Here is a 22,960-nt window from a genome sequence, read left to right as displayed (position 1 = left end):
GCGACTCAGTCGACTTCAGCCGCCGCCTGCGCGAACTGCGCCTTGTACAGCCGGGCGTAGGCCCCGTCCGCCGCCAGCAGCTCCTCGTGCGCGCCCTGCTCCACGATCGCCCCGTTCTCCATCACCAGAATCGTGTCCGCGTCCCGGATCGTCGACAGCCGGTGCGCGATGACGAAGGACGTCCGCCCGTGGGCGAGTTTCGCCATGGCCTTCTGGATCAGCACCTCGGTACGCGTGTCGACCGAACTCGTCGCCTCGTCGAGCACCAGGATCACCGGGTCGGACAGGAACGCCCGAGCGATGGTGATCAGCTGCTTCTCACCCGCGCTGACCCCCGACCCCTCGTCGTCGATCACCGTGTCGTACCCCTCCGGCAGCGTACGGATGAACCGGTCCGCGTGCGCGGCCCGGGCCGCCTCCTCGATCTCTCCGAGGGTCACCTCCCGGGACGCCCCGTACGCGATGTTCTCGGCGATCGTGCCGCCGAACAGCCAGGTGTCCTGGAGCACCATGCCGACCCCGGCGCGCAGCTCGTCCCGGGACATCCGCGCGATGTCGACCCCGTCGAGGGTGATGCGCCCGCCCGTGACGTCGTAGAACCGCATCAAGAGGTTCACCAGCGTCGTCTTGCCGGCGCCCGTCGGGCCGACGATGGCCACCGTCTGCCCGGGCTCGACCTTCAGCGACAGGTCCTCGATCAGCGGCTTCTCCGGGTCGTAGCGGAACGAGACGTGCTCCAGCGCCACCTGCCCGCGCAGTTCCTCGGGCCGCACGCCCGGCACCGGATCGGCGCTCTGCTCCTCCGCGTCCAGCAACTCGAAGACCCGCTCCGCCGAGGCGACGCCCGACTGCACCAGGTTCGCCATGGACGCGACCTGCGTCAGCGGCATGGAGAACTGCCGCGAGTACTGGATGAAGGCCTGCACATCGCCGATGGACAGCGAGCCCGAGGCGACCCGCAGCCCGCCGACGACCGCGACCAGCACGTAGTTGAGGTTCGACACGAAGAACATCAGCGGCTGCATGACCCCGCTGTTGAACTGCGCCCGGAACCCGGCCTCGTACAGCGCCTCGTTGTGCTCGGCGAACTGCTGCGCCGACTCCTCCTGCCGCCCGAACACCTTCACGAGCGCGTGCCCGGTGTACATCTCCTCGATGTGGGCGTTCAGCTTGCCCGTCGAGCGCCACTGCTGCACGAAGTGCGGCTGCGACCGCTTGCCCACGCGTGTGGCGACGACGAACGACAGCGGCACGGTCACCAGCGCGACCAGCGCCAGGATCCACGAGACGTAGAACATCATCGCGAGGACGCCGACGATGGTCAGCACCGAGTTGATGAGCTGCCCCATCGACTGCTGGAGCGTCTGCCCGATGTTGTCGATGTCGTTCGTCGCCCGGGACAGCACCTCACCGCGCTGGCGCTTGTCGAAGTACGACAGCGGCAGCCGCGACAGCTTCGTCTGCACGTCCTCGCGCATCCGGAACATGGTGCGGTTCACGGCCCGGTTGACCATCCGCGTCGCCACCGCCATCAGCAGCCCGGCCACCAGGAACACGCCCAGCGCGAGCAGCAGCACATGCCCGACGGCGGTGAAGTCGATGCCCTCGCCGGGCGTGAAGTCGGTGCTGCGCAGCATGTCGGCGACGTCGCCGTCCCCGCGCTGCCGCATCTGGTCGAGGACCTGCTCCTTGCTCGCCCCCTCGGGCATGCCCCGCCCGACGATGCCCGCGAAGACCAGGTCGGTCGCCTTGCCGAGGATCTTCGGCCCGACGACGTTGAGGCCGACGCTGAGCACCACGCACAGCAGCAGCACGCAGAGGGTGACCCGCTCCGGCCGGAACCGCGCGACGAGCCGTTTGCCCGATCCCTTGAAGTCCAGCGAGCGCTGGTCGGGGCCGCCCCCGGCCATCATCCGCCCCATGGGCCCCGCCATCAGGCAGCCTCCGCTTCCGTGAGCTGGGAGAGCACGATCTCCCGGTAGGTCTCGTTGTCCGCCATCAGCTCGTGGTGCCGGCCGGTGCCGACGACACGGCCCTCGTCGAGGACGACGATCCGGTCGGCCTCCCGGATGGTCGCCACCCGCTGGGCGACGATCACGACGGTCGCCTCCGCGGTCTCCTGCGCGAGCGCGGCCCGCAGGGCGGCGTCCGTGGCGTAGTCGAGCGCGGAGAAGGAGTCGTCGAAGAGGTAGATCTCCGGGCGCTGCACGAGCGTCCGGGCGATCGCGAGCCGCTGCCGCTGACCGCCCGAGACGTTCGTCCCGCCCTGCGCGATCGGCGCGTCGAGCCCGCCCTCCAGCCGCTCCACGAACTCCTTGGCCTGCGCCACCTCCAGCGCGTGCCACAGCTCCTCGTCGGTGGCGTCCGGGTTGCCGTAGCGCAGGTTGGTCGCCACCGTGCCCGCGAACAGGTACGGCCTCTGCGGCACCATCCCGACGGTCTTCGCGAGCAGCTCCGGGTCGAGCTCCGCCACCTCGACACCGTCCACGAGCACCTGCCCCTCGGTCGCGTCGAACAGCCGCGGGACCAGCCCGAGCAGGGTCGACTTGCCGCTGCCGGTCGAGCCGATGACGGCGGTCGTCTCACCCGGCCGGGCGACCAGGTCGACGGCCCGCAGCACCGGCTCCTCGGCACCCGGATAGCGGAAGCCCGCCCCGCGCAGCTCCAGATGCCCGTGCCGGCGCAGCTCCCGCACGGGCGCCGACGGCGGCACGACGCTCGACGAGGTGTCCAGCACCTCCTGGATGCGCTCCGCACACACCTCCGCGCGCGGCACCATCATGAACATGAAGGTGGCCATCATCACGGACATGACGATCTGCATCAGATAGGCGAGGAACGCGGTCAGGTCGCCGATCTGCATCCCCCCGCTGGCGATCCGGTGCGCGCCGAACCACACCACGGCGATCGACGACACGTTCACCACCGTCATCACGATGGGGAACATCAGCGCGAGCAGGTTGCCGGTGCCCAGCGCGAAGTCCGTGAGGTCGGTGTTGGCCTTCCTGAAGCGCTGCTGCTCGTACTCGTCCCGGACGAAGGCCCGGATGACGCGGTTGCCGGTGATCTGCTCGCGCAGCACCCGGTTCACCCTGTCCAGCCGTACCTGCATGGCCCGGAACAGCGGCCGCAGCCGCCGCACGATCAGCGTCACGCAGATGCCCAGCACCGGCACGACCGCCACCAGCACCCCGGACAGCGGCACGTCGAGACCGAGCGCCAGCACGATGCCGCCCACGCACATGATCGGCGCCGACACCATCAGCGTGAACGTCATCAGCGCCAGCATCTGCACCTGCTGGACGTCGTTCGTCGTACGGGTGATCAGCGAGGGCGCCCCGAAGTGACCGACCTCACGCGCGGAGAACGACTGCACCCGGTCGAAGACGGCGGCCCGCACGTCCCGCCCGAGCGCCGACGCCGTACGGGCGCCGTAGTACACGGCACCGATGTTGCACACGACCTGGACCAGCGAGATGCCGATCATGACGGCGCCGTAGCCCAGGATGTATCCGGTGTCGCCGTTCACGACACCCTGGTCGATGATGTCCGCGTTCAGCGTGGGCAGGTAGAGCGTGGCGCAGGTCTGCAGGAACTGCAGCAGCACCAGCAGGGTGATGGGTCTCTTGTAGGGCCTGAGATGGACCCGCAGAAGTGGTATGAGCACGCTGCTTCTCTCGGGTGGGCGACGGGGCCGGGTTGGTTGCCCCTGGCCCCTATCGTCGAACACTCCACCCGCGTTACCTCAACCGAATTAACCCAACAGGCGGTCAAAACCACCCAGGGCCCCTCATATCCGCACCCCTAGGTCCGCATCGCCCCCGGATGCGTCTGCTCCCGTACCGACACGAACTGCTGCCGGACCGCCTGTCCCACGGCCAGTTCCTCCCCGGGCTCCAGGACCTGCGCGACCGCGCCCTGCCAGGCCGGCGGGGTCCGTGCGTCGAGCGTGCCCTGGGACGCCCCGAGCGCCCAGGCCGCCTGCCGGGCGGCGCCGATCGCCGCGTAGTCCGCCGGCTGCGGCACCACGACCTGCGTTCCGAACAGCGAGGGCGCGGCCGCCTGCACGGCGGGCAGTTCGGCGGCCGGACCGAGCAGGAACACCCGCCGCACCTCCACGCCCCGGGCGCGCAGCACGTCCAGCGCGTCCGCGAGCCCGCACAGCATGCCCTCGAACGCGGCCCGCGCCAGGTGCTCCGCCTTCATCGACTCGCGCCTGAGCCCCGCCAGGGTCCCTGCCGTGTGCGGCAGGTTCGGCGTCCGCTCACCCTCCAGATAGGGCAGCAGCACCAGCCCGTGCGCCCCCGGCGTCGACTTCATCGCCAGCTCGGACAGGCTCTCCAGATCGGGCAGCCCCAGCAGCTCGGCGGTCCCGCGCAGCGTCCGTACGGCGTTCAGCGTGGTGACGACCGGCAGGTGCATGCCCGTCGCGTCGGCCAGCGCGGTGATCATCCCGGAGCCGTCGACCAGCGCCTCGGGGTGCACGGCCATCACGGACCCGGACGCGCCCAGCGACACCACCGCGTCCCCGAGCCCGATGCCGAGCCCGAACGCCGCCGCCATGGTCTCGCCGGTCCCCACGGAGATCAGCAGCCCCTCCGGCGTCGTACCGGCCGCGTCCGCCGGGCCGATCACCTCCGGCAGCATCACCTGGTGCCCGAGCGCCAGCTCGACCAGGTCGGGCCGGTAGGCGCCGGTCGCCGCGGACCAGTACCCGGTGCCGGACGCCCCGCCCCGGTCGGTGGTTCTGCGCACCGGCCGGCCCAGCAGCTGCCACACCAGCCAGTCGTGCGCCTGGAGGAGGATCGCGGTGCGCTGCGCGTTCTCGGGCTCGGTCCGCGCCAGCCAGCGCAGCTTCGTCACCGGCTGCGCGGCCTGCGGCACACACCCCACGGCCTGCGCCCACGCCTCGCGCCCCCCGAGCGCGTCGATCAGGTCGGCCGCCGCGACCTGCGTCCGCTTGTCACTGCCGACCATGGCCGGCCGCACGGTGTTGCCCTGCGCGTCCAGCGGCACGACGGCGTTCTGCTGCGCCGAGACGCCGATGGCCTGCACGCCCTCCAGCAGCCCGCCGCCCGCGGCCTCGCCCAGGGACAGCAGCCAGGCCTGCGGGTCGACGTCGGACGGGCGGCCACCGCTGTCGGGGCTCTCCACCGGATGCGGCGCATATCCCTGCCTGAGCACGGCTCCGGAGTCCGTGTCACAGACGACGATACGAGTGAAATCGGGTGAACTGTCCAACCCGGCGACTATCCCCATGGCCAAAATTCTGCCGTACCGCTGCGCTGGCTTGGGCCGTGGGCGCCGTGGGGGCTCGTGCCGGGTTTCGTCTGCGGGCCTCGTCGTGGCTGGTCGCGCAGTTCCCCGCGCCCCTTGCGGGCATGGGCCCGCTCGGCGCCTGAGAAGGAACTGTTACGTGTTGCTCGTGCCCCAGTCGTCCTCGCCGCCGTTGTGGGTGGCCCGCTCCTTGAGGTGGCGGACGCGGTCGGCCACCGAGTCGGGGACGCGGTCGCCGACCTTGTCGCTCACCACGTGGTACGCCTTGCCCGCGAACTCACGGCCCTGGTGGGCCGCCGACTCAGCGGTGTTGCGGACGGCGGGGTTCTGCGCGAACTGACGGGCCGACTTCTTCAGCTGTTCGTAGCGCTCGCGGCCGGCCCTCGTGCCCAGCACGTAACCCAGGACGACTCCGGCGACGAACGTGAGCCGGTAACGCATGGCGGCCACCCTTTCCTTGCGTAGGTCTCCGGTGCGGCGTCGGCGCCGGGGAGTACCGATTGGCGAAGCACCCCCCTGCTTGCGCTAATGTATGTGTCGCAGCGAGCGCGCGCCTCCTGGCGAATACCCAGGTAGGTACGTTCGATGCACAACGAGACCTTCCTCGGTAGCTCAATTGGCAGAGCAGCCGGCTGTTAACCGGCAGGTTACTGGTTCGAGTCCAGTCCGGGGAGCTCGGTCCTCCGTAGCTCAATTGGCAGAGCAGCCGGCTGTTAACCGGCAGGTTACTGGTTCGAGTCCAGTCGGGGGAGCACGCTGAACGAGGACCCCTCAGGGGTCCTTTTTCATGTCCGTTCCGATCTCCTGGGAACCGCGCGGCGCTGGTCGCAGTCCTCATGGTCACGAAGGCCGTGCGCAGCCGCCCAGCCGAAGCAGGAGATCGTATGAGCGGCTATGCTGCGGCAGACGGCGCGCACACATGTACGCGACACGCCGCTATGGGGCGGTAGCTCAGCCGGTTAGAGCAGCGGACTCATAATCCGTCGGCCGTGGGTTCGAGTCCCACCCGCCCCACCTTTCAGGCCTCTGACCTGCGGAAACGTCACATCAGGGGCGGGGATCAGGGCATTGGGTCGCGGGGCTGAATCCGCTGCTCGTGAGTTCAACTCCGCTGCCCGGCGATCAGCTCATTGTGTCGAGGGCGCCGAGGATGTCGGCCGGTTCGGCGCGGGTGGTGTAGTCAGTGCCGACGAAGGCCCAGCGGATCACTCCATAGCGGTCGATGACGTAGGTGGCGGGTAGCGGGAGGGTGCGCGGGTGGCCGTCGTGGACGCGCTGGAGCGAAGTGGCCGTCGGTGAGCAGGCCAACGCGCACGCTGGGGCCGAGACCAGTGATCCGGAGGTGCGCGGCGTCCTGGACCAGCACTACCGGGAGCTGCGCGAGGCGATGCACGCGGCACTGGTGACCGCCGTGGGTGCGCGTGACCCAGGACGACAGGGCGATGCCAGGAAGAAGAACAGAAGGAACAAAGCTTGACGGCGTCGGCGTACGGCGCGGTCGGTCAAGGGGGAGCTCCGCTGGGTTCGGAAGAAGGGTGAAGGGTTCGGACGGCGATACGTCGGATCGCTTGCCGAGTATCCGCACACTCGGCAAGCGATCGACAAGAGCAGGCAGACGGACGGGGTCCCGTACGAGGACACCGTGCTGCCCCGCCCTACCCCGCGCAGTCGAGCCGGGCGTCGGCCCAGTCCGCGTGGTCATGGGCGTTGCCGTCGCCGCCGTCCGCGATCACGAGGTGCAGTTGCTGGGCACCGGTGACGTCGAGGTCCAGGGGCAGGGGCTGTGAGGTGCCGGTGAGGACGGGGGTCGTGGTCAGCGCCCGGCCGTCCGCGGTCACGGAGAAGGTGACCGAGCCGTACGGGGCGACCTCGTCGTCGATGCCGACGGTGGCGGTGAACCGGCTGCAGTTGCCGCCGAGGAAGAACGCCACGTCGCTGTCGGTGTGGGTGCCCAGCCCCTTGGCGTGGACGGTGCCGCGGATCGTGATCGGCAGTCCGTCTCCTGCCGCCTGCTCACCGTTGGAGGAGTCGCGTTCCACCGGGCCCCAGCCGTTGCTGCTGGAGACGAACGACAGGTCGCTCAGGTAGGGGCTCCCGGTGGGCGGCGGGATCGGCACCTCGGTCTTCGCGGTGCCGTACGTCCAGTGCTGCACGCCGCCGCGGACGTAGGTGGCGAGCGGTGAGAAGGTGACGGACACGGGGGTCGCGGCGGCCGTGGGGGCGGTGACGGTCCAGCTCGCCGTGACCGAGTGGCCCGGGGTGACCTTCGAGAAGGTCGTCGGTGTGGTGGCGGCGACCGTCCAGCCGTCCGGGGCGCCGGGCCGCAGGGTGAGGCCGGTGGCCGTGTCGCCCGACGCCGGGACGGTGAAGGTGGTCTTCAGGGTCGCCGACTCACCCCGGTTGATGGTCGCCGGCAGGTCAGCGGCGAGGGTGGCCGGGGCTTCGGCGGCCTGCTTCACGGGGGTGATGCTGAGGTTGTCGAACTCGTCGGTCTGGTAGCCGACCACGCCGATGCCGACCTGCCCGGAGGCGTACGCGGAGTCGTCCACCGCGCCGACCGGCTTGCCGTCGACGCTCACGGTGATCGTGGTGCCGCTGAAACCCAGGGCCCGTTTGTGCCAGCTGCGGGTGCCGAGTGCCCGGGTGGTGCCGTCGGCGAGGGTGGCCAGCCGGCCGCTGGTGTCGCTCTTGACCACCGACCACTTGCCGGTGTCGGCGACCCGCAGGAAGTAGCCCGCCTGGTGGGACTGTGGCCGCTGCTGGTCGCCCGCCCGGCCCATGAGTTCGACCGTGCCGGACTGCTCCAGGTAGACGTCCGAACTGACGGTGTAGTTCTTCCAGTCGGTGTCACCGAGGAGGGCGAACGCGTCGCTGTCGTCCTGCCACTCGATGGGCTGCTGCGCGGCCATCTGCCGGACACACTGGCCGGAGTGCCCGCCCTTGCACGGCGCGGTCTCGAAGGAACCCTGCATGTCGGACAGGTACTTCGCCTCCCGCCCGGGGGCGTTCTGCTCGAAGGAGTCGCTGTAGGGGAGTGCGAGGTGGCCCTGCTTCGGGCTGACGGCGCTGCCCTTGCCCTGGCCGGTGGTGGTGGTCAGGGAGTAGACGTAACCGGGCTTGAGGGTGACGGCGAAGTGCCCGTCCTTGGGGGCCACGTCACCGGTGTGCACGAAAGAGCCGGAGGTGCTGCCGGACTTGAGGTCGGTGGCCCAGATGTGCACCTTGCCGGTCGGCAGTCCGCCGGTGACCGTGAAGTCGGCGGTCTGGGAGGCGCTCGCGGTGGAGGTCTCCAGGATGGTGCTGTACGCCGAGTTGTCCGGCGACTTCAGGGTGACGTAGCTGCCGTTGACGCGGTCCCCACCGAGGTAGCCGCTCGCCTTGTCGACGAACTTCCAGCCGGGCTGGGTGACTTGGGTGACCTGGGCCGTCGTCCAGAGGCTGGTTCCGATGTCGTACGCACCCGACCACGGCTGGTTCGCCACCGCGAGGCCGACCGTGTCGTACGGCAGGTTGGGGTAGATCGCGGCCAGCAGCGGCCAGTTGAGATACGCGGTGAACTTGCCGTCGAGGTAGCCGCGGGTGATGGAGCGGATCAGGGCGCCGGCGCCGGTGTTCTCGTCCAGGGAGCCGTTCTCGCTGGCCCACAGGGGTTTGCCGGTGGCCTGGGCGGTGGCCGAGCTGTTGCAGGTGTTGGCGCTGCCGCCGTCGCCGCCCTCGCACGGGTAGTGGACGCCGACGACGTCGACCGACTTGGCGAAGTCCGGGTCGGAGGCGATGTCGTCCGCGACGTCCAGGCCCGAGTCGGCCCCGACGATCTGTATCGGGAGGTGCTTGGCGGCGAGCGTCGCGTGCAGCTTCTCGTACCAGCCGATGTCGTAGCCGCGTTCGTTCCAGCCGCCCAGGTAGTCGATGTCCAGGCCGTGTTGGCGGGCGCAGCCCAGCCAGGTGGTCAGGTAGTCGATCATGTCCTGGGACCAGAAGTCGCCGCCGGGGGAGTTGTCCGTATTGCCGATCCAGCCGGGGGCGCCCCAGGCGAGGCCGTACAGCTTGATGTGCGGGTTGCGCTTCCTGGCCTGCTCCATCAGCCACCACTCGTAGCCGCTGTCGCAGTGCACGGTTCCCTTGGTGTGCTCGATGCTGGGCTCGGCCCCGTCGGTGGAGTTGGTGTCGCCGCCGATCTCCACCTTGAGCATCTGCAGGGCGGCGCCGTAGCCCGGCTTGAAGAGGTAGTCCAGGATCCGGCTGCGCTGCGGCTCGGGGTAGTTGATGAGCAGCCGTGAGTTGCCTCCGCCGCCGCTGATGGCGCCGATGCCGTCGAAGGTGCGGCCGGTGCCGGCTCCGTCCACGGTGACGTCGGTCTTGCCCGGAACGGGTGCCTCACCGACGAAGTCGATCCGGTCGACGGTCACCGCGGTGCCACTGGAGGCCCCGTTCTTCCGGCCAGTCGACGTGAGCGTGAAGGTGTGCGGGCCGTCGGGCAGCGTGGGACTGGTCCACACGGGGACGTCGCCGGTGCGGGCGGCGCTGTAGAGGTCGACGTCGACGGGCGTGCCGCCGTCGATGGAGACGGCGCCGATGCCGTGGCCGGGGTCGGTGATCGCGTGGAAGGTGAGCTGGGTGCCGGTGAAGGAGAAGTCGACCGAGTCGCCGGTGGTCTCGGTCCAACTGTTGGTGCCCTCGTAGGGGTTGGCGGGTGCGCCCTCTCCGCTCGCGTGGCCCCAGCCGGAGCCGTGGTAGTCGAACTGGTCCCGGCCGCTTCCCTGGACGGAGTCGTCCACCGTGGCGGTGGTGGCGGTGGTGGCCGTGTCGGCGGCCCCGGCCTTCGCCGTGGGGGACATCAGTAGCGCAAGTGCGGTGAGGACCACGGCGCCCAGTCTGGGTACACGGCTCCGTGTGGACTGGGACATACTTGCTCCCGGTGTTACAGGGGTGGCGGAGGGAACAACTCCGCACACCGTGCTACAGGAGCCCACGCGGTCGGGCAATGTTCCGGACAGAATTCAACAGAAAATTGCACGGTGCTTCAGGCCGTGCGGAGGGCCTGTTCGGCCCAGATCGTCTTGCCGTCGTACGTCTGGCGGGTGCCAGGTCTGTCAGACGTGCCTGACACCAGAGGACGTCGAACCGGGCGCCTGGTACATGCACCCCGGTGAGTGGGACAACAGATGACGCGTCTGTACGGTGTCCATGAGCGGCGAACGCAAGGCACGAGGGGTGCAGACATCACCGTCAGGCCGTCTTTGATTCAGGCCGAGCGTGTGGACCGGGCTTCCTTGCGCTGTGGATGCGGCAAGACGGGCGCGCACATTCCCGAGCCCTTCGCCAGTTTGCTCGTGGCAGGCACACCGCAGGAGATGGCAGACGCATCCCTGGAGGGACACGTCTACATTCAGTCGCTCCTTTTTGAAGTGGCGGTGCCGGTGACGTCCATGATCGTGGCTGCGCTTGGTGAGGCTGCCGCAGAGCCAACCGCGTCACCGCGATCGTCGAGGCCGTCCTCGTCCCTTACCACGCCTCAATGTGAGGTTGGAAAAGGATCACTGTCTGAGGTCGATGGTGCGTACCGGCTGTCCCGTGGTCCGGGCGATGGTTTCGAAGTCGCGGTCGCAGTGGAGCAGGGTGAGGCCCGCTTCTTCGGCGGCGGCTGCGACTAGGAGGTCGACCGGGCCCGCGCTGAGGTGTTCGCCCTTCGCGGTGAGCTGCTCCTGGACCACGCGGGAGCGGCGATAGATGCCGTCCGGCATCGGACACCACACGTAGTGGGCGTCGAGTGCCGCCTTCAGTCGTGCGCGGTCCGCGGAAGAGCGGGCGGAGCAGAGGACCTCGAGTTCCGTGATGTCGCAGATCGCGACGAGGCCGGCAGCGATCCTGTCGTCCCACTCGGCCGTGTTCTGGGCGAGAAGGACGCGGGCGAGGGCGGAGGTGTCGATGAGGTAGTCGGCGACGGTCACGGCCGGTACTGGCTCTTGTCCAGGAGGATGTCGATGTCCAGGGCTCCGTCGGCCACCAGTTGCCGGGCGTCTTCGAGTGCGCGCAGGCGCCGGTAGCGAGCGGTGACCTCGCGCAGGGCGGTGTTGATCGTGTCGCGCTTGGTGGTGGTGCCGAGTTCCCTGGCGGCGGCTTCCAGTGCCTCGTCGTCGAGGTCGATGACAGTTCGGCTCACGGCGACTCCCTGTGTATACGATGGCGTATATCAGTATACCTGATCCATGGTATAAGGAGTCGGCGGGCTCCACGGCGGGCTTCACAGCCGGACGCCTCCGGAAGGGATGAGGCCCGGCAGCGAAGTGCCGCCCGCACACGCCTCGGCCGGAAGCTCACCCGCGAGACCACCGCCAAGATCATGGCCGGAGCCCTCGGAGCCCTCGGAGCCCTCGGAGCCCTCGGAGCCCTCGGAGCCCTCGGGGCCCGTAGTGGACACGCAGTGGACGGAAGGATCCTGAAGGACCAGGAAGGCCACGCGCAGGTCCGAAGGGTTGCACGCCGCTGACCTGCTGAAATGGGAAGATCGGGGCAGGATCCGGCCGCAAGCGGAAGATCCGAAAAGGACTCATAATCCGTCGGCCGTGGGTTCGAGTCCCACCCGCCCCACTTCGCACTACGCGGGAAGAAACGATCTGACCAGCGATCTGCTGGCCGGTCGGGTGAGTTGAGGGATCTCGGCGGCCCTGTGGTCGAGGCGGGTCAGCGCCACCTGGGTTCCGTTCGTCATCGCCGGTATGGCCGTCGTCCGCTGCGACCTGGCCGCCACGGCTGTCCGGATACGCCTCGCCCTCACCGGCGTCGCCCTCGCCGTCACCGGCTGTGGCGGCTCCTGGCTGGCGCTGCGTCTCGTGCCCGGTGCCGCCGAAGCCGTCCGGGAAGCCGCAGGGGGACCGGGCATGTCGTCCATGTCGTCCGCACCGCCCGGCAGCGGTGGCATCTTCGGCGACACTCCTGCCGGGATGCTGGTCGCCTCCCCGCACAGCGAGGCGACCCTGTCCATCGTGGGCAACACCGGTGTGGCGATCCTGGTGATCACCGCGTGCCTGGCCGCGATGGACGCCTTGCCCCGGCTGCGCCGCCTGGCGGGGCCCGTCATCGCGGTCGGCTCGATGTCACTGACGGCTCAATGAGAGGGGACGGCCGAGGCCTTCGGGCTCCCTCACCTGCCGTCCGGGGTTCCGTACCGGTGCGGCACGCCGCATCTCAGTCGGCCGCTCGCTTCCAGGTCAGCACCCGCTGCTGCACGCGGCCGTCGACCATGGCGTGCCCGCGCAGAGTCAGGACGTCGCCGCCGAGCGAAAGGGTCCGGGTCTGCTCGGTACCCGCCCAGGCGGGATTGGAGCACACCTCGATGGCGTGGACGACGGTGTCCGGGGCGGTCCGACGCCAAGTGCCCGCGTATCCCATGTAGTTGACGGCTCCGGGGATGGGGTTTCGGCGCGCCATGTTCACCGACATGTAGTCGTCCGCGTAGTACAGCAGTCCGTAGGGCTCGGGGCCGAGCGGGCCCTCACTCGGGTGCCCCTGGTCGTCCTCGTCGTAGTAGGAGACGAGCCGCCACCGGCCCAGCAGTTCAGTTCCGGACACCCGCGGCCTCCCCCACGGTCTCGGGGCGCACGCCGATGGCGATCAGCCGGGCCATCAGATGCGGCAGGAACGGCAGGAGCCGGTTGAGGCGGACCACGAGCGGCCGGTCGGTGCTCTTGCGGTGGGTGCTGGGATAGAGGTCTCCCAGCAGGTGCAGCTGCATGAGCTGGATCACCCGCATGGGCAGTTCGCGGCGCCGCTGAACGGCCCGCAGGTGTGTCGTCCCGGGTACGCGGCCGGCGCGCAGCACCGGCCCGAGTATCCGCGCCGCGGCGACGGCGTCCTGCACCGCCAGGTTGATGCCGACCCCGCCTGCCGGTGACATGGCGTGGGCCGCGTCCCCGATGCACAGCAGACCGGGCGCGTACCAGCGGCGCAACCGGTCGATCCGTACGTCGAGCAGCTTGACGTCGTCCCAGTCGCGGATCTCTTCCTCGAGCCGCGCGGCGAAGCCCGGATGGGCCCGGCGGACGCCGGAGCGGAACTGCTCGATCCCCGTGGCGCGCACCGCTTCGTACCGGCCCTTGGGGATCATCTGGACGGCCTGCCAGTAGGTCTGGCGGTTGATGGCCACGACCAGATATCCGGCGCGGGCCTTGATCGTGGGTACGGTCTCCCCGTCCTGCCTGCTCAGCCGGAACCACAGTGCGTCCATGGGGGCCGCGTCGCCCGCCAGGGGCAGGGCTGCGGCGGTGCGCACGACGGAGCGTCGCCCGTCGGCGCCGATGACCAGCTTCGCCCGTACTTCGAGCGGACCGTCCTCGGTTTCGGCCACGACCCCGGTGACCCGGTCGTTCTCCCGGGTCAGGCCGGTCACTTCGGCGCTCTGCTCCAGCCGGAAACCGGGGCAGGCGCGGCCGGCCTCGGCCAGGAAGTTGAGCACGTCCCACTGCGGCATGAACGCCATGAACCGGAACCGGCCGGGCAAGCGGCTGAAGTCGGCGAAGACGCACGGCCCGGTGGCGGTGTCCATCGTCATGGCCGGCGCCTCGGCGTGGGGGAGCTTCAGGAAGTCGTCCACCAGACCCAGTTCGTCCATGACGCGCAGGGTCGAGGGGTGGACCGTGTCGCCGCGGAAGTCCCGAAGAAAGTCGGGGTGCTTCTCCAGGACGGTCACCCGTACGCCCTGCCGGGCCAGCAGCAGGCCGGCCATGAGCCCGCCGGGCCCTCCTCCGACCACGCACACGTCGGTCTGTTCGACTCTCACCGCACGCTCCTTCCCTGACGCCGAGGCGGCGAAGGTGCCTGGGACTCCTTGAGCCCGGGTGGAGCGGGTGACGCAGCAACTGCCGCCGGAGATAGCCACTTTCCTCTAGGTAATCGCTATGCCTTGCATAGTAGTTTCGGCGGCACGCGCTCGGGGTCATCAAGCCACCGTGTAACGATCGGAGACAGACATCATGAGCAACGCCACCAGGCTGGCGGTCATCTACTACTCCTCGACCGGAGTGGGCACCGCCATCGCGAAGGAGATCGCGGAGGCGGCCGAGAAGTCGGGTGCCGAGGTGCGCCTGCGGAAGGTGGCCGAGCTGGCTCCGCAGGAAGCCATCGACGCCAACCCCACCTGGGCCGCACATCACCAGCAGACGGCGGACGTGCCCGTGGCGGTCCCGGACGACATCGCCTGGGCGGACGCGGTGATCTTCGGCAGCCCGACCCGCTTCGGCAACGTCTCGTCGCAGCTGAAGCAGTTCATCGACACGCTCGGTCCGCTGTGGATGCGCGGCCAGCTCTCCGACAAGGTGTACAGCGGGTTCACGTCGTCCGCGACACAGCACGGCGGTCAGGAGTCCACGCTGCTCGCCCTGTACAACTCCTTCCACCACTTCGGCGGCATCGTCGTCGCCCCCGGCTTCGTTGACCAGGGCAAGTGGGTGGACGGCAACCCGTACGGCACCTCGCACGTGGACGGCAACGGCTCGGTGCCGGTCGACGACGTGGCCCGCGGCGCCGCCCGGATCCAGGCCGAGCGCGTGGTGCGCATCGCCGGCGCGGTGAAGGCGGGCCTGGCGGCACTCTGACCGATCACAGCCGACGCGCCCGCCCCGGAGGTCTCACACCTCCGGGGCGGGCGCGTCGGCGTCCGCCCGCGGCGCTCACACGTCCTGGTTCGCCGCCCGGGCGGCCAGGACCTCGGTCATGTGCTGCTCGGACCACTCCGCGAGGGCGTTGAACACCGGGATGAGGGTCCGCGCCAGTTCCGTCGACTCGTACTCCACCCCGCGGCGGCACCTCGGCGAAGTACGTGCGCGTCACCAGTCCGTCGCGTTCCATCTGCCGCAGGCGCTGGGTGAGCACCTTGGGTGTGCAAGTCGGCAGCAGCTTCTGCAACTCCGTGAAACGCAGCCTCCCGTGGTGGTTGAGTACCCAGAGCACCGGAGTGGTCCACCGGCCGAACACCAGGTCGATGACCGGGGTGATGGGGCAGGGGCCGGACTCGGGTCCGCGCGTCGCCCGTGGCTGATTCGCGTTCATGCTTCCTTCCTCAACAGCCGCTATCCTCTAGGTAATTACTATCTTTAGAAGAGTAGCGTCCTTTCCGCGTCCTCCCCAATGGGGGCGCTGCGGAAAGGAGACGCCATGGCCACGTACATGGTCCTGCCCCGACGTCCGGGAGAGCGGCCTGAGACCGGTCGCACCGTGCACGCGCAGCTCAGTCAGACAGGTCCGATGGAGCTGCATCAGGAGCTGTGGCGCCGGATGGCGAAGCTGGACGGAGTTGTTGTCGGGCGCAGCCATGTGTCGTTGCCCCGGTCGCGGGCCCTGCACCTCGCTCCCGCCCTCGCCGATGGCCCCGACTCCGCTTTCTTCGCCGGCACCGAGTTCGCGCACCTGCACTCCGTGGACGACAGCAGCCTGCACGCCATGCTGCCCTTCGAGTGCGCGGCGGACGCCATCGAGGCGGGCTGGGCGGAGTCCCACCCGCTGGTGCGCCGAGGGTTGCTGCCGCACAGCGCCGTGATGGTCTACGGCCCGCGCGACTCCCATGAGCTGGACATCGTCTGGCAACTGGTCGAGCAGAGCTACGCGTTCGCCCGTGGCCTGCCCGTCTTTCCCTGAACCCACCTCATCACACCCGACGTTCCGAAAGGACAACCGCGCATGAGCGTCTCCGCCGCCTTCGGCAAGTTCAGCGTCCTCGTCATCAGGACCGACAACCTGCCCGCCATGACGGAGTTCTACCGCGACACCCTCGGCCTGGAGCCCAAGGCCTCCGGCGAGACCTTCTCCGCCTTCCACACCGGTGCCGGGGGCGAACTCGTGCTCTGGAATGACGCGGTGAAGCCGTTCGTGCCCGGCTTCGCCGGTGCCGATCTGGAGGCCGCCCGCACCGACCTGCTCAAGAGGGGCGGCGAGCCCACGCCGATCGACGAACACCCGGGCGGCAAGCACTTCTACCTCACCGACCCCGACGGCAACACCATCGCGTTCAGCAACGGCTGACCCCCGTCCTCCTGCCGCCGGACGCTCCCGTCCGGCGGCAGGCTCCTTCGCCCCAGCGGCTCTTCCGACCGAAGGATCTCTCGACCATGGCACTCTCCCGCGTCCGGGCGCAGCGGCTCGGCACCTATCTGTCCGGATGCGCCGTCTTCGCAGCGGGCGCGACCCTGTTCATTCATTCCTCGTACGGCGTGGACCCCCTGGACACCCTCGCACTCGGCATGCTGGAGCACCTGCCCATCACGATCGGCATCGCCCAGGCCTCCGTGGCGGTCGTCTGCATCGCGATCTGGTCGGTGTGGAACCGGCGCCGCCCGGTCGTCTCGCCGTTCGTCACCTTCTTCCTGTGCGGCAGCCTGATCGACCTGATGCGGCTCGCCGACACCTCCGTGATTCCCGCACCGGCCCAACTGGCCCTCGGCGTCGTCCTGTGCGCCTACGGCTCGGCCCTCATCATCATGAGCGGGACCGGCATTCGGGCCATGGATTTGATTGTCCTGACCATGACAGGCCGGTGGCGCTGGCCGTTCTGGGTGGCCAAGGCCTCCGTGGAGGCCGTCCTCCTCGTGCTGGGGTACCTCCTCGGAGGGCCGGTCGGGGTCGGGACCCTGTGCTTCCTCGTCTTCGTCGACGGCCTCATCCAGCCGTTCATGATCCTCAACCAGCGCCTGCTGGGCATGGAGAACCGGGGACTGACGGTCGCGGCCTCCTTCCCCACGCCCGCACCAGCCCCTCAGCGCTCCTGAACAGCGAACCCCGCAGACAGTGATGGAAGGACCACAGTGACCACGTCTTCCGCTCCTCCCGGCTCCGCGCTCGCCGCGTCCCGCGTGCCGCTCGGTGACACCGGCATGACCCTCTCCCGCGTCGGACTCGGCGCCTGGTCCCTCGGCAGTACGGACTGGGGACCACAGGACGACACCGACTCCATCGCGACCATACGAGAGGCCGTCGCCTCCGGCGTCAACTGGATCGACACCGCCGCCGCCTACGGCCTGGGCCACTCCGAGGAGGTCATCGGCCGAGCTCTGGCCGCCCTGAGTCCGCACGAGCGCCCGTACGTCTTCACCAAGTGCGGCGTCGTCCCCGACGAGCGCGGGCTGCGCAAGGTGATGACGCCGGCCAGTGTCCGCACGGAACTGGAGGGGTCGCTGCGCCGCCTCGGCGTGGACCACATCGACCTGTACCAGGTGCACTGGCCCGGCGACGGAAAGCTGCTCGCCTGGGGCCCGGTCACCGACGACCCCGGCGCCCCGGACCTGAGCACCCCACTGGAGGAGTACTGGCAGACCATGGCCGACCTCAGACGTGAGGGGAAGGTCCGTGCCATCGGCCTGTCCAACCACAGCGTGGACGAACTCGAGCGGGCGGCGGCCATCGCCCCCGTCGACGCGGTACAGCCCCCGTTCTCGGCACTGGACCGCGGCACCGCCGACATCCTCGCGTGGTGCGCGGACACCGGCGCCGGCGCGATCGTGTACCAGGTGCTGAAATCCGGACTGCTCTCCGGCGCGTTCTCCGCCGAGCGGGTGGCCGCCCTCCGCGAGACCGACTGGCGGCGCCAGGCTCCCGACTTCACCACCGGTCTGCACCACAACCTCGCTGTCACCGAGGCCCTCGGCGAGGTCGCGGCGCGGCATGCTGTCACCACCGCGGCCGTAGCGATCGCCTGGGTACTGGCCTGGCCCGGCGTGACCGGAGCGATCATCGGCGCACGCAAGCCGGGGCAGAGCGCCGACTGGGCGGCGGCTGCGGCCCTCCGGCTCGGCGAGGACGACCGGCAGGAGATCTCACGGGCCCTGCGGGATCACGTGCCCGACGCCGGGCCCGTCCACCCCTGACGGGCGGTCATCGGCCCGCCGGGCGATGCCGCTCGGCGCGTGGCCGGCCGCCCGCGAGATCCACGGGCACCCCGCCCGAGTGACCCATCCCGCGCCACCGCTCCCACGGGCCGCACGGGCCGTCTGCGGGAGCGGCACCGGCACCATACGACCCGAACCCCCGTGGCCCCCCCACCGACCCTGGAGGTCCCCTTGTCCGACGAGTCACCACCGGCCAGGCAGGCCCGGGCCGCGCTCCCGGTGCTGCTGTTCGCCTCCACGCTCGCCGTCATGGCCGGCTCGATCATCACCCCCGTCCTGGAGGTCATCCGCGGCGACCTCGACGTGAGCGGCACCGCCGCCGGACTCATCATTACCGCACACGGCCTCGCCATCGCCGTGACCAGCCCGATCGTGGGCCGGCTGATCGACCGCTGGGGCGTCCGCGGCCCGCTCGCCGGCGGACTCGTGCTCTACGCGGTGGCGGGCGCGGCCGGTCTGTTCACCGACGGCTACGCCCTGCTGATCGCCAGCCGGCTCGTGTTCGGTATCGGCGCGGCGGCGGTCTTCAGCGGAACGACCGTGGCCATGCTCAGTCTCTACCAGGGCCCCCAGCGCGACCGGGTCATGGGCTGGCGCTCCACCGCCACCAGTGTGGGCGGCGTGGTCTGGCCGCTGATCGGCGGCGCCCTCGGCGGCCTGTCCTGGCACGCCCCGTTCGGCGTCTACCTGGTCGGTGTCCCCATCGCGCTGGCCGCGCTCCTCACCCTGCCCAACGACCGGCCCGCTCCGACCGGCAAGAACGGGGGGCTGCTGCCGCTGCTGCGTACCCGGCCGGCGCTCATCGGCTACTACGCCCTCCAGGCGGCAGCGGCCGTGCTGCTGTACGGCGTCGTGGTCTTCCTGCCGCAGCGACTCGCCCAGATCGACATCGTGTCCCCGTTCCTCGTCTCCCTCTACACCGTCGCGATGATGGCGGCCATGAGCCTGGTCGGACTGGTGTACGCCAAGCTCCGCGCCGCCGCCGGGTATCCGGCGCTGCTGCGCACCGCCGCCGCGACCTGGGTGGCCGCTTTCGTCCTGCTGGGGCTGGTCGACCAGCCGTGGCTGGTCATCGTCGCTCCCGTCCTGTTCGGCATCGGTCAAGGCATCGCCTTCCCCGCGCTGACCGTCCTGGTGGGCGAGGCCGCTCCGGCCGAACTCCGCGGCCAGGCCACCTCGCTGTCCGGCACGGCCAACTTCGCCGGTCAGTTCTTCTCACCCCTCATCCTCGGACCGGTGATCGGGGCCACCTCGATCACGTCCGGTTTCCTCATGGCGGCCGGTCTCTCGCTGCTCGTGCTGCTCGCGCTGAGCGGCATGCGTGACACCTCGCGGCCGGCACCCGGCGCCGAGCCGGCCGCGGCAAAGGACGCCACGGCCGACTCCTCCGGGGGACGGCGCGCCTGACACCGCGCCGCACCCTCTCGACCCCGGCTCCGGAACCCAGGCCCCCCAGCCCGGTTCCGGAGCCGGAACCATGCCGTCGACCCGGTCGGACACCGCCGGCCCACACGCGGACACCACCAGGCCACCTCGGCGCTCGAACCATGGCAGAAGACCTCACGCCCATTTCTCGGACTTGCGGGAGAACCCCATGGCACCCTCCGACAACGATGGTCTGATCCCCGGCTTCCCGGCCCTCCCCGAAGGCGCCGCCCTCGACCACACGGTGGCGCGCGACACCCCGGTGCTCCGCCGCACCGTCAGCGTCAAGGTCCCGAGCCCACGGCCGGCAAGGTCGTGCGGGCATCTCCACCCGAGGGGGCCGCACGTCCCCGAGGCGACAACGGCCCGTGACGCCCGGGTGGCGCCCGCCGCTCCGCCCGGCGGGCCGGCGGGCACCGCCCTGATGTGGCCGGCCCCGATCGGCGCGGCCGTCGTCCTCGCCGTACAGCTCGTGTTCGCGGCGGCGGTGGCCGTGCATCCCCTCCAGGACGTGGATTCGGGGATGAGCTGGCTGGCCGTCGCGGCAGCGGTGCTGTGCGCGTGGCCGGCGTCGACGGGGCTGCGCCCCCCGCGCGGCCGGCAGGTGGGCCTCGCCGCGCTGGCGGCCGTTCTCGTGTGGGTCCTGCCTCCGCTGGAACTCGCGTACGTGGCCCTGTCCACGGTCGTCTCGGCGGTCGGCGCGGGCGCGCTGCGGCGCGTCACGAAAGCCATGGCGGCCAGCCGGACGGGAGTGCGGGCGGAACGCAGGCGGCTGCAGCAGGAACGCCAGCGCCTCCGGCGCGACCTGCACGATCTGGTGGGCTACAGCCTGTCGGCCGTCGTGGTTCAGGCGGATCTGCTCAACCGGCGGCTCACCCAGGAGCGGGGGGCCACCGTGCCGGAGGCCGCCGAACTGGCCCGCCTGACGCGTCAGGCACTGGCCGAGATCCGCGCGCTGTCGGCCGGCGCCCAGCGACTGTCTCTCGCGGTCGAACTGGCGTCCGTGCAGAGGGTCTTGGCCGCGGCCGAGATCAGGACCGTGGTGAAGGGGACGGTCCCGCCGGTCCTGGACCCGGACGTGCAGGACGCGTTGGCCTCCGTGCTCAGGGAGGGCACCACCAACCTCCTCAGACACAGCGACGCCCGGTCCTGCCGTATCACGGTGCGGCGCGGCGCCGGGGAGCTGACGCTGCACATGTCCAACGACGGATACGGGGCGCACGGCGGGGAGGGCACGGGGACCGGCCTGCGCAGCCTGACCGAACGCGTCGCGGCCGTCGGTGGCACGCTGACCTGGTCGCACGACGGCGACCGGTTCCAGCTGTGCGCCCGGTGCCCGGTCGTGTGACACCGGCGTCGGTCTCGGCACCGACACCACACCCGCCGCCTCGATCCGGCTCGCGCCGAGTGGCCACGGCCCCGCACACCAAGGCGTGTGCGGGGCCGTGGCGTTCGTTCAGACGGACTTCCGGCTGCCGACGGGCGGGTCGGTGTCGCTGCGGGGGCCCCTGACGCCCATCCGTCTGCCGGGGTCGGAGAGGTAGTCGTCCGGTGAGGTGATGTCCGGCCCGTCCGGCACCCCCCGGGCACGCAAGAGTGCGGTGACGAGCCCCGCCACCACGAGGTTGACGATCAGGGCGAGCAGACCGGCGTAGACGGTGGCCCCGGTGGGCAGCCCGAGGTCGGCGAGCGGGAACGCCGAAGCCGCGAAGTGCGCCCGCCCGTGGGCCGGGTCGTCGATGAGGTAGAGCATGACGAGCCCTGCGGCGAGGCCGGCGACAAGGCCCGCGACGAGGCCGAAGCGATGGAACCAGCGCGTGTACAACCCCAGGGCGATGGCGGGCAGGGTCTGCAGGACGAGGACGCCGCCGGCCAGTTGGAGTCCGACGGACAACTGCGGGTCGGCCACGACCACGAGGGCGAGCGCGCCGGCCTTGGAGAACAGGGAGGCCACCTTGGAGACCCGGGCCTCCTGGGCGTCCGTGGCAAGGGGATTGACGTACTCGCGGTAGAGGTTGCGGGTGACGAGGTTGCCCGCCGCGATGGACATCACGGCCGCCGGTACCAGGGCCGCGATCCCGAGGGCCGCGAAGGCGATCCCGGCGAGCCAGGGGGGGAACATGCCCTGGAACAACAGCGGCACGACCGTGGTCGGGTCGGGCTGCCCGCTCGCGTCGGGCAGCGGGGTGACGCCCGCGGCGAGGGCCAGGTAGCCGAAGAGCGCGATCAGGCCGAGCAGCAGACTGTAGGCCGGCAGGGCCGCCAGGGTCCGCTTCACCGTGTTGCGGTCGGCGGCGGCGAGCAGACTGGTCGTCATGTGGGGATAGAGGAACAGGGCCAGCGCGGAGCCGAGTGCCAGGGTGACGTACTGGAGGTGGTCGTCACCGTGCAGCAGGATCCCGTCGGAGGACTGCGGTGACGCGGCGAAGCCGGCCCGCGCCGTGTCGAAGACGTGGTCCCAGCCGCCCAGCCGGCTGGGTATCCACAGCAACGATACGATCACCAGGCCGGTGATGAGCACGTCCTTGACGATGGCGATGACGGCGGGGGCACGCATCCCGGAGCGGTAGGTGTACGCGGCCACCACGGCGAAGGCCACGGTGATCGCGCCGTGGCCGGTGATGCCCATGGTGCTCAGCACGGAACTGATGCCCGCCAACTGCAGGGCGAGGTAGGGAACCGTGGCGGCGAGACCGGTCACGGCGACCAGACAGGCCAGCGCGCGGGATCCGTAGCGCACACGCACGAAGTCGGCGGGGGTGACCAGTCCGAGGGCCCGCGAAACGGACCAGAGCCGTACGACCGTGAGGTACACCAACGGGTAGAGGATCACGGTGTAGGGCAGCGCGAAGAAGCCCAGCGCCCCGGAGCCGAACACTATGGCGGGCACCGCGACGAAGGTATACGCCGTGTACAGGTCACCGCCGATGAGGAACCAGGTGGTCCAGGTGCCGAAGCGGCGCCCCCCGAGCCCCCATTCGTCGAGGCTGCTCAGCTCGCCCGCTCGGCGCCAGCGCACCGCCGAGAACCCCAGGACGCTGATGAGTACCAACACCAGGACGAAGGCGGACAGCTGCGTGGCGCGGTCACTCATCTCCCGCTCCGGGACAGCAGGTAGACGAGCGTGACGGTCGCCGAGCTCAGGACGCAGAAGAGCAGTTGCACCCAGTAGAAGAACGGTATGCCGAAGAGGGCCGGTTCCTCGGAGTCGTAGAGGAAGGTGAGCAGCGGCAGCACCACGGGCAGGGCGAGCAGCCAGTGCCAGCGGCTGGACTCCGCGTGCACGGACCGTCCGTGATACCGGGCCCCTCCGTCTTCCCCGGCCTGTGCCCGTCTTCGGTGTAAGTGCACCACGGCTCCTCGATCACTTGTCGGTCCCCGCC

Annotated in this window: 20 protein-coding genes, 3 tRNA genes and 3 pseudogenes; 11 read left to right on the top strand and 15 right to left on the bottom strand. The window is 70.2% G+C overall.

Annotation, left to right across the window (positions count from 1 at the left end):
• Positions 1-5 precede the first annotated feature (5 nt).
• The 4 genes from QF034_RS12575 to QF034_RS12560 all read right to left on the bottom strand — a co-directional run bounded on the left by QF034_RS12575 (position 6) and on the right by QF034_RS12560 (position 5,718).
• Positions 6-1,934, bottom strand: coding sequence for an ABC transporter ATP-binding protein (locus QF034_RS12575; protein WP_307175031.1), 1,929 nt, complete (start codon positions 1,932-1,934; stop codon positions 6-8).
• Complete coding sequence (locus tag QF034_RS12570) at positions 1,934-3,667, bottom strand: ABC transporter ATP-binding protein (protein ID WP_307175030.1); 1,734 nt, start codon at positions 3,665-3,667, stop codon at positions 1,934-1,936. The genes QF034_RS12575 and QF034_RS12570 overlap by 1 nt, the downstream gene beginning before the upstream one ends.
• A 137-nt stretch (positions 3,668-3,804) precedes the next feature.
• Positions 3,805-5,259: an FGGY family carbohydrate kinase gene (locus tag QF034_RS12565; protein WP_307175029.1), complete on the bottom strand. Its 1,455-nt coding sequence runs from the start codon at positions 5,257-5,259 to the stop codon at positions 3,805-3,807.
• Between the two features lie 153 nt (positions 5,260-5,412).
• The gene (locus tag QF034_RS12560; protein ID WP_086560002.1) at positions 5,413-5,718 is read right to left on the bottom strand and encodes a YtxH domain-containing protein; all 306 of its coding nucleotides are present in this window, start codon (positions 5,716-5,718) and stop codon (positions 5,413-5,415) included.
• A 160-nt stretch (positions 5,719-5,878) separates the two neighbouring features.
• On the opposite strand from QF034_RS12560, the gene QF034_RS12555 reads away from it, so the two are divergent.
• The 3 genes from QF034_RS12555 to QF034_RS12545 all read left to right on the top strand — a co-directional run bounded on the left by QF034_RS12555 (position 5,879) and on the right by QF034_RS12545 (position 6,291).
• Positions 5,879-5,951, top strand: a tRNA-Asn gene (locus tag QF034_RS12555).
• Between the two features lie 5 nt (positions 5,952-5,956).
• Positions 5,957-6,029 (top strand) — tRNA-Asn (locus tag QF034_RS12550).
• 188 nt (positions 6,030-6,217) lie between these two features.
• Positions 6,218-6,291 (top strand) — tRNA-Ile (locus QF034_RS12545).
• 108 nt (positions 6,292-6,399) lie between these two features.
• Here QF034_RS12545 and QF034_RS12540 read toward each other — a convergent pair.
• The 5 genes and pseudogenes from QF034_RS12540 to QF034_RS12520 all read right to left on the bottom strand — a co-directional run.
• Positions 6,400-6,558, bottom strand: a pseudogene (locus QF034_RS12540) (AhpC/TSA family protein); the annotation flags it as partial.
• Positions 6,559-6,932: 374 nt separating this feature from the next.
• Positions 6,933-10,115: an NPCBM/NEW2 domain-containing protein gene (locus tag QF034_RS12535; RefSeq protein ID WP_307175028.1), complete on the bottom strand. Its 3,183-nt coding sequence runs from the start codon at positions 10,113-10,115 to the stop codon at positions 6,933-6,935.
• Positions 10,116-10,814: 699 nt separating this feature from the next.
• Positions 10,815-11,228, bottom strand: coding sequence for a PIN domain nuclease (locus QF034_RS12530; protein ID WP_307175027.1), 414 nt, complete (start codon positions 11,226-11,228; stop codon positions 10,815-10,817).
• The gene (locus tag QF034_RS12525) at positions 11,225-11,440 is read right to left on the bottom strand and encodes a type II toxin-antitoxin system VapB family antitoxin (RefSeq protein ID WP_189883028.1); all 216 of its coding nucleotides are present in this window, start codon (positions 11,438-11,440) and stop codon (positions 11,225-11,227) included. The genes QF034_RS12530 and QF034_RS12525 overlap by 4 nt, the downstream gene beginning before the upstream one ends.
• Positions 11,441-11,521: 81 nt before the next feature.
• Positions 11,522-11,698, bottom strand: coding sequence for a hypothetical protein (locus QF034_RS12520; RefSeq protein ID WP_307175026.1), 177 nt, complete (start codon positions 11,696-11,698; stop codon positions 11,522-11,524).
• 271 nt (positions 11,699-11,969) lie between these two features.
• Here QF034_RS12520 and QF034_RS12515 point away from each other — a divergent pair.
• A pseudogene (locus tag QF034_RS12515) lies at positions 11,970-12,386 on the top strand (hypothetical protein); the annotation flags it as partial.
• Positions 12,387-12,465: 79 nt separating this feature from the next.
• On the opposite strand, the gene QF034_RS12510 reads toward QF034_RS12515, so the two are convergent.
• Positions 12,466-12,849, bottom strand: a complete 384-nt coding sequence (locus tag QF034_RS12510) for a lipocalin-like domain-containing protein (protein WP_307175025.1) — start codon at positions 12,847-12,849, stop codon at positions 12,466-12,468.
• Positions 12,836-14,056 (bottom strand): FAD-dependent oxidoreductase, encoded by a 1,221-nt coding sequence (locus QF034_RS12505; RefSeq protein WP_307175024.1) that lies wholly within the window; start codon positions 14,054-14,056, stop codon positions 12,836-12,838. The genes QF034_RS12510 and QF034_RS12505 overlap by 14 nt, the downstream gene beginning before the upstream one ends.
• A 193-nt stretch (positions 14,057-14,249) precedes the next feature.
• Between QF034_RS12505 and wrbA the strand changes: the two genes are divergently transcribed.
• Positions 14,250-14,870 (top strand): NAD(P)H:quinone oxidoreductase, encoded by a 621-nt coding sequence (gene wrbA / locus QF034_RS12500; protein ID WP_307175023.1) that lies wholly within the window; start codon positions 14,250-14,252, stop codon positions 14,868-14,870.
• Positions 14,871-14,945: 75 nt separating this feature from the next.
• Here the strand turns inward: wrbA and QF034_RS41475 are convergent, their stop codons facing one another.
• Positions 14,946-15,068 carry a hypothetical protein gene (locus QF034_RS41475; protein ID WP_370880789.1) on the bottom strand — a complete coding sequence of 41 codons (123 nt, stop codon included), beginning with the start codon at positions 15,066-15,068 and terminating at the stop codon, positions 14,946-14,948.
• 64 nt (positions 15,069-15,132) lie between these two features.
• Positions 15,133-15,324, bottom strand: a pseudogene (locus tag QF034_RS41470) (winged helix-turn-helix transcriptional regulator); the annotation flags it as partial.
• 195 nt (positions 15,325-15,519) lie between these two features.
• On the opposite strand from QF034_RS41470, the gene QF034_RS12490 reads away from it, so the two are divergent.
• The 6 genes from QF034_RS12490 (at position 15,520) to QF034_RS12465 (ending at position 20,925) form a co-directional block, all read left to right on the top strand.
• The gene (locus QF034_RS12490) at positions 15,520-15,909 is read left to right on the top strand and encodes a luciferase domain-containing protein (RefSeq protein WP_307175022.1); all 390 of its coding nucleotides are present in this window, start codon (positions 15,520-15,522) and stop codon (positions 15,907-15,909) included.
• A gap of 42 nt (positions 15,910-15,951) precedes the next feature.
• Entirely contained in the window at positions 15,952-16,293 is a 342-nt protein-coding gene (locus tag QF034_RS12485; RefSeq protein WP_307175021.1) for a VOC family protein, read from the top strand.
• A gap of 86 nt (positions 16,294-16,379) precedes the next feature.
• Positions 16,380-17,036: a YczE/YyaS/YitT family protein gene (locus QF034_RS12480; protein WP_307175020.1), complete on the top strand. Its 657-nt coding sequence runs from the start codon at positions 16,380-16,382 to the stop codon at positions 17,034-17,036.
• 36 nt (positions 17,037-17,072) lie between these two features.
• On the top strand, positions 17,073-18,131 hold the full coding sequence (locus QF034_RS12475) for an aldo/keto reductase (RefSeq protein WP_307175019.1): 1,059 nt from the start codon (positions 17,073-17,075) through the stop codon (positions 18,129-18,131).
• 192 nt (positions 18,132-18,323) lie between these two features.
• Positions 18,324-19,559 (top strand): MFS transporter, encoded by a 1,236-nt coding sequence (locus tag QF034_RS12470; RefSeq protein WP_307175018.1) that lies wholly within the window; start codon positions 18,324-18,326, stop codon positions 19,557-19,559.
• A gap of 187 nt (positions 19,560-19,746) precedes the next feature.
• Positions 19,747-20,925, top strand: a complete 1,179-nt coding sequence (locus tag QF034_RS12465; RefSeq protein WP_307175017.1) for a sensor histidine kinase — start codon at positions 19,747-19,749, stop codon at positions 20,923-20,925.
• Positions 20,926-21,033: 108 nt separating this feature from the next.
• Here QF034_RS12465 and mctP read toward each other — a convergent pair whose 3' ends face one another.
• Positions 21,034-22,671, bottom strand: coding sequence for a monocarboxylate uptake permease MctP (gene mctP, locus QF034_RS12460; RefSeq protein WP_307175016.1), 1,638 nt, complete (start codon positions 22,669-22,671; stop codon positions 21,034-21,036).
• On the bottom strand, positions 22,668-22,862 hold the full coding sequence (locus QF034_RS12455; RefSeq protein WP_307175015.1) for a DUF3311 domain-containing protein: 195 nt from the start codon (positions 22,860-22,862) through the stop codon (positions 22,668-22,670). Before QF034_RS12455 ends, mctP begins: the two co-directional genes overlap by 4 nt.
• Between the last annotated feature and the right edge of the window lie 98 nt (positions 22,863-22,960).

The sequence above is a fragment of the Streptomyces africanus genome, assembly GCF_030816955.1.
Lineage (GTDB): Bacteria > Actinomycetota > Actinomycetes > Streptomycetales > Streptomycetaceae > Streptomyces > Streptomyces africanus.
The sequence above is the reverse complement of the archived record's forward strand: the minus strand, read 5'-3'. Positions and strand labels throughout refer to the sequence as shown.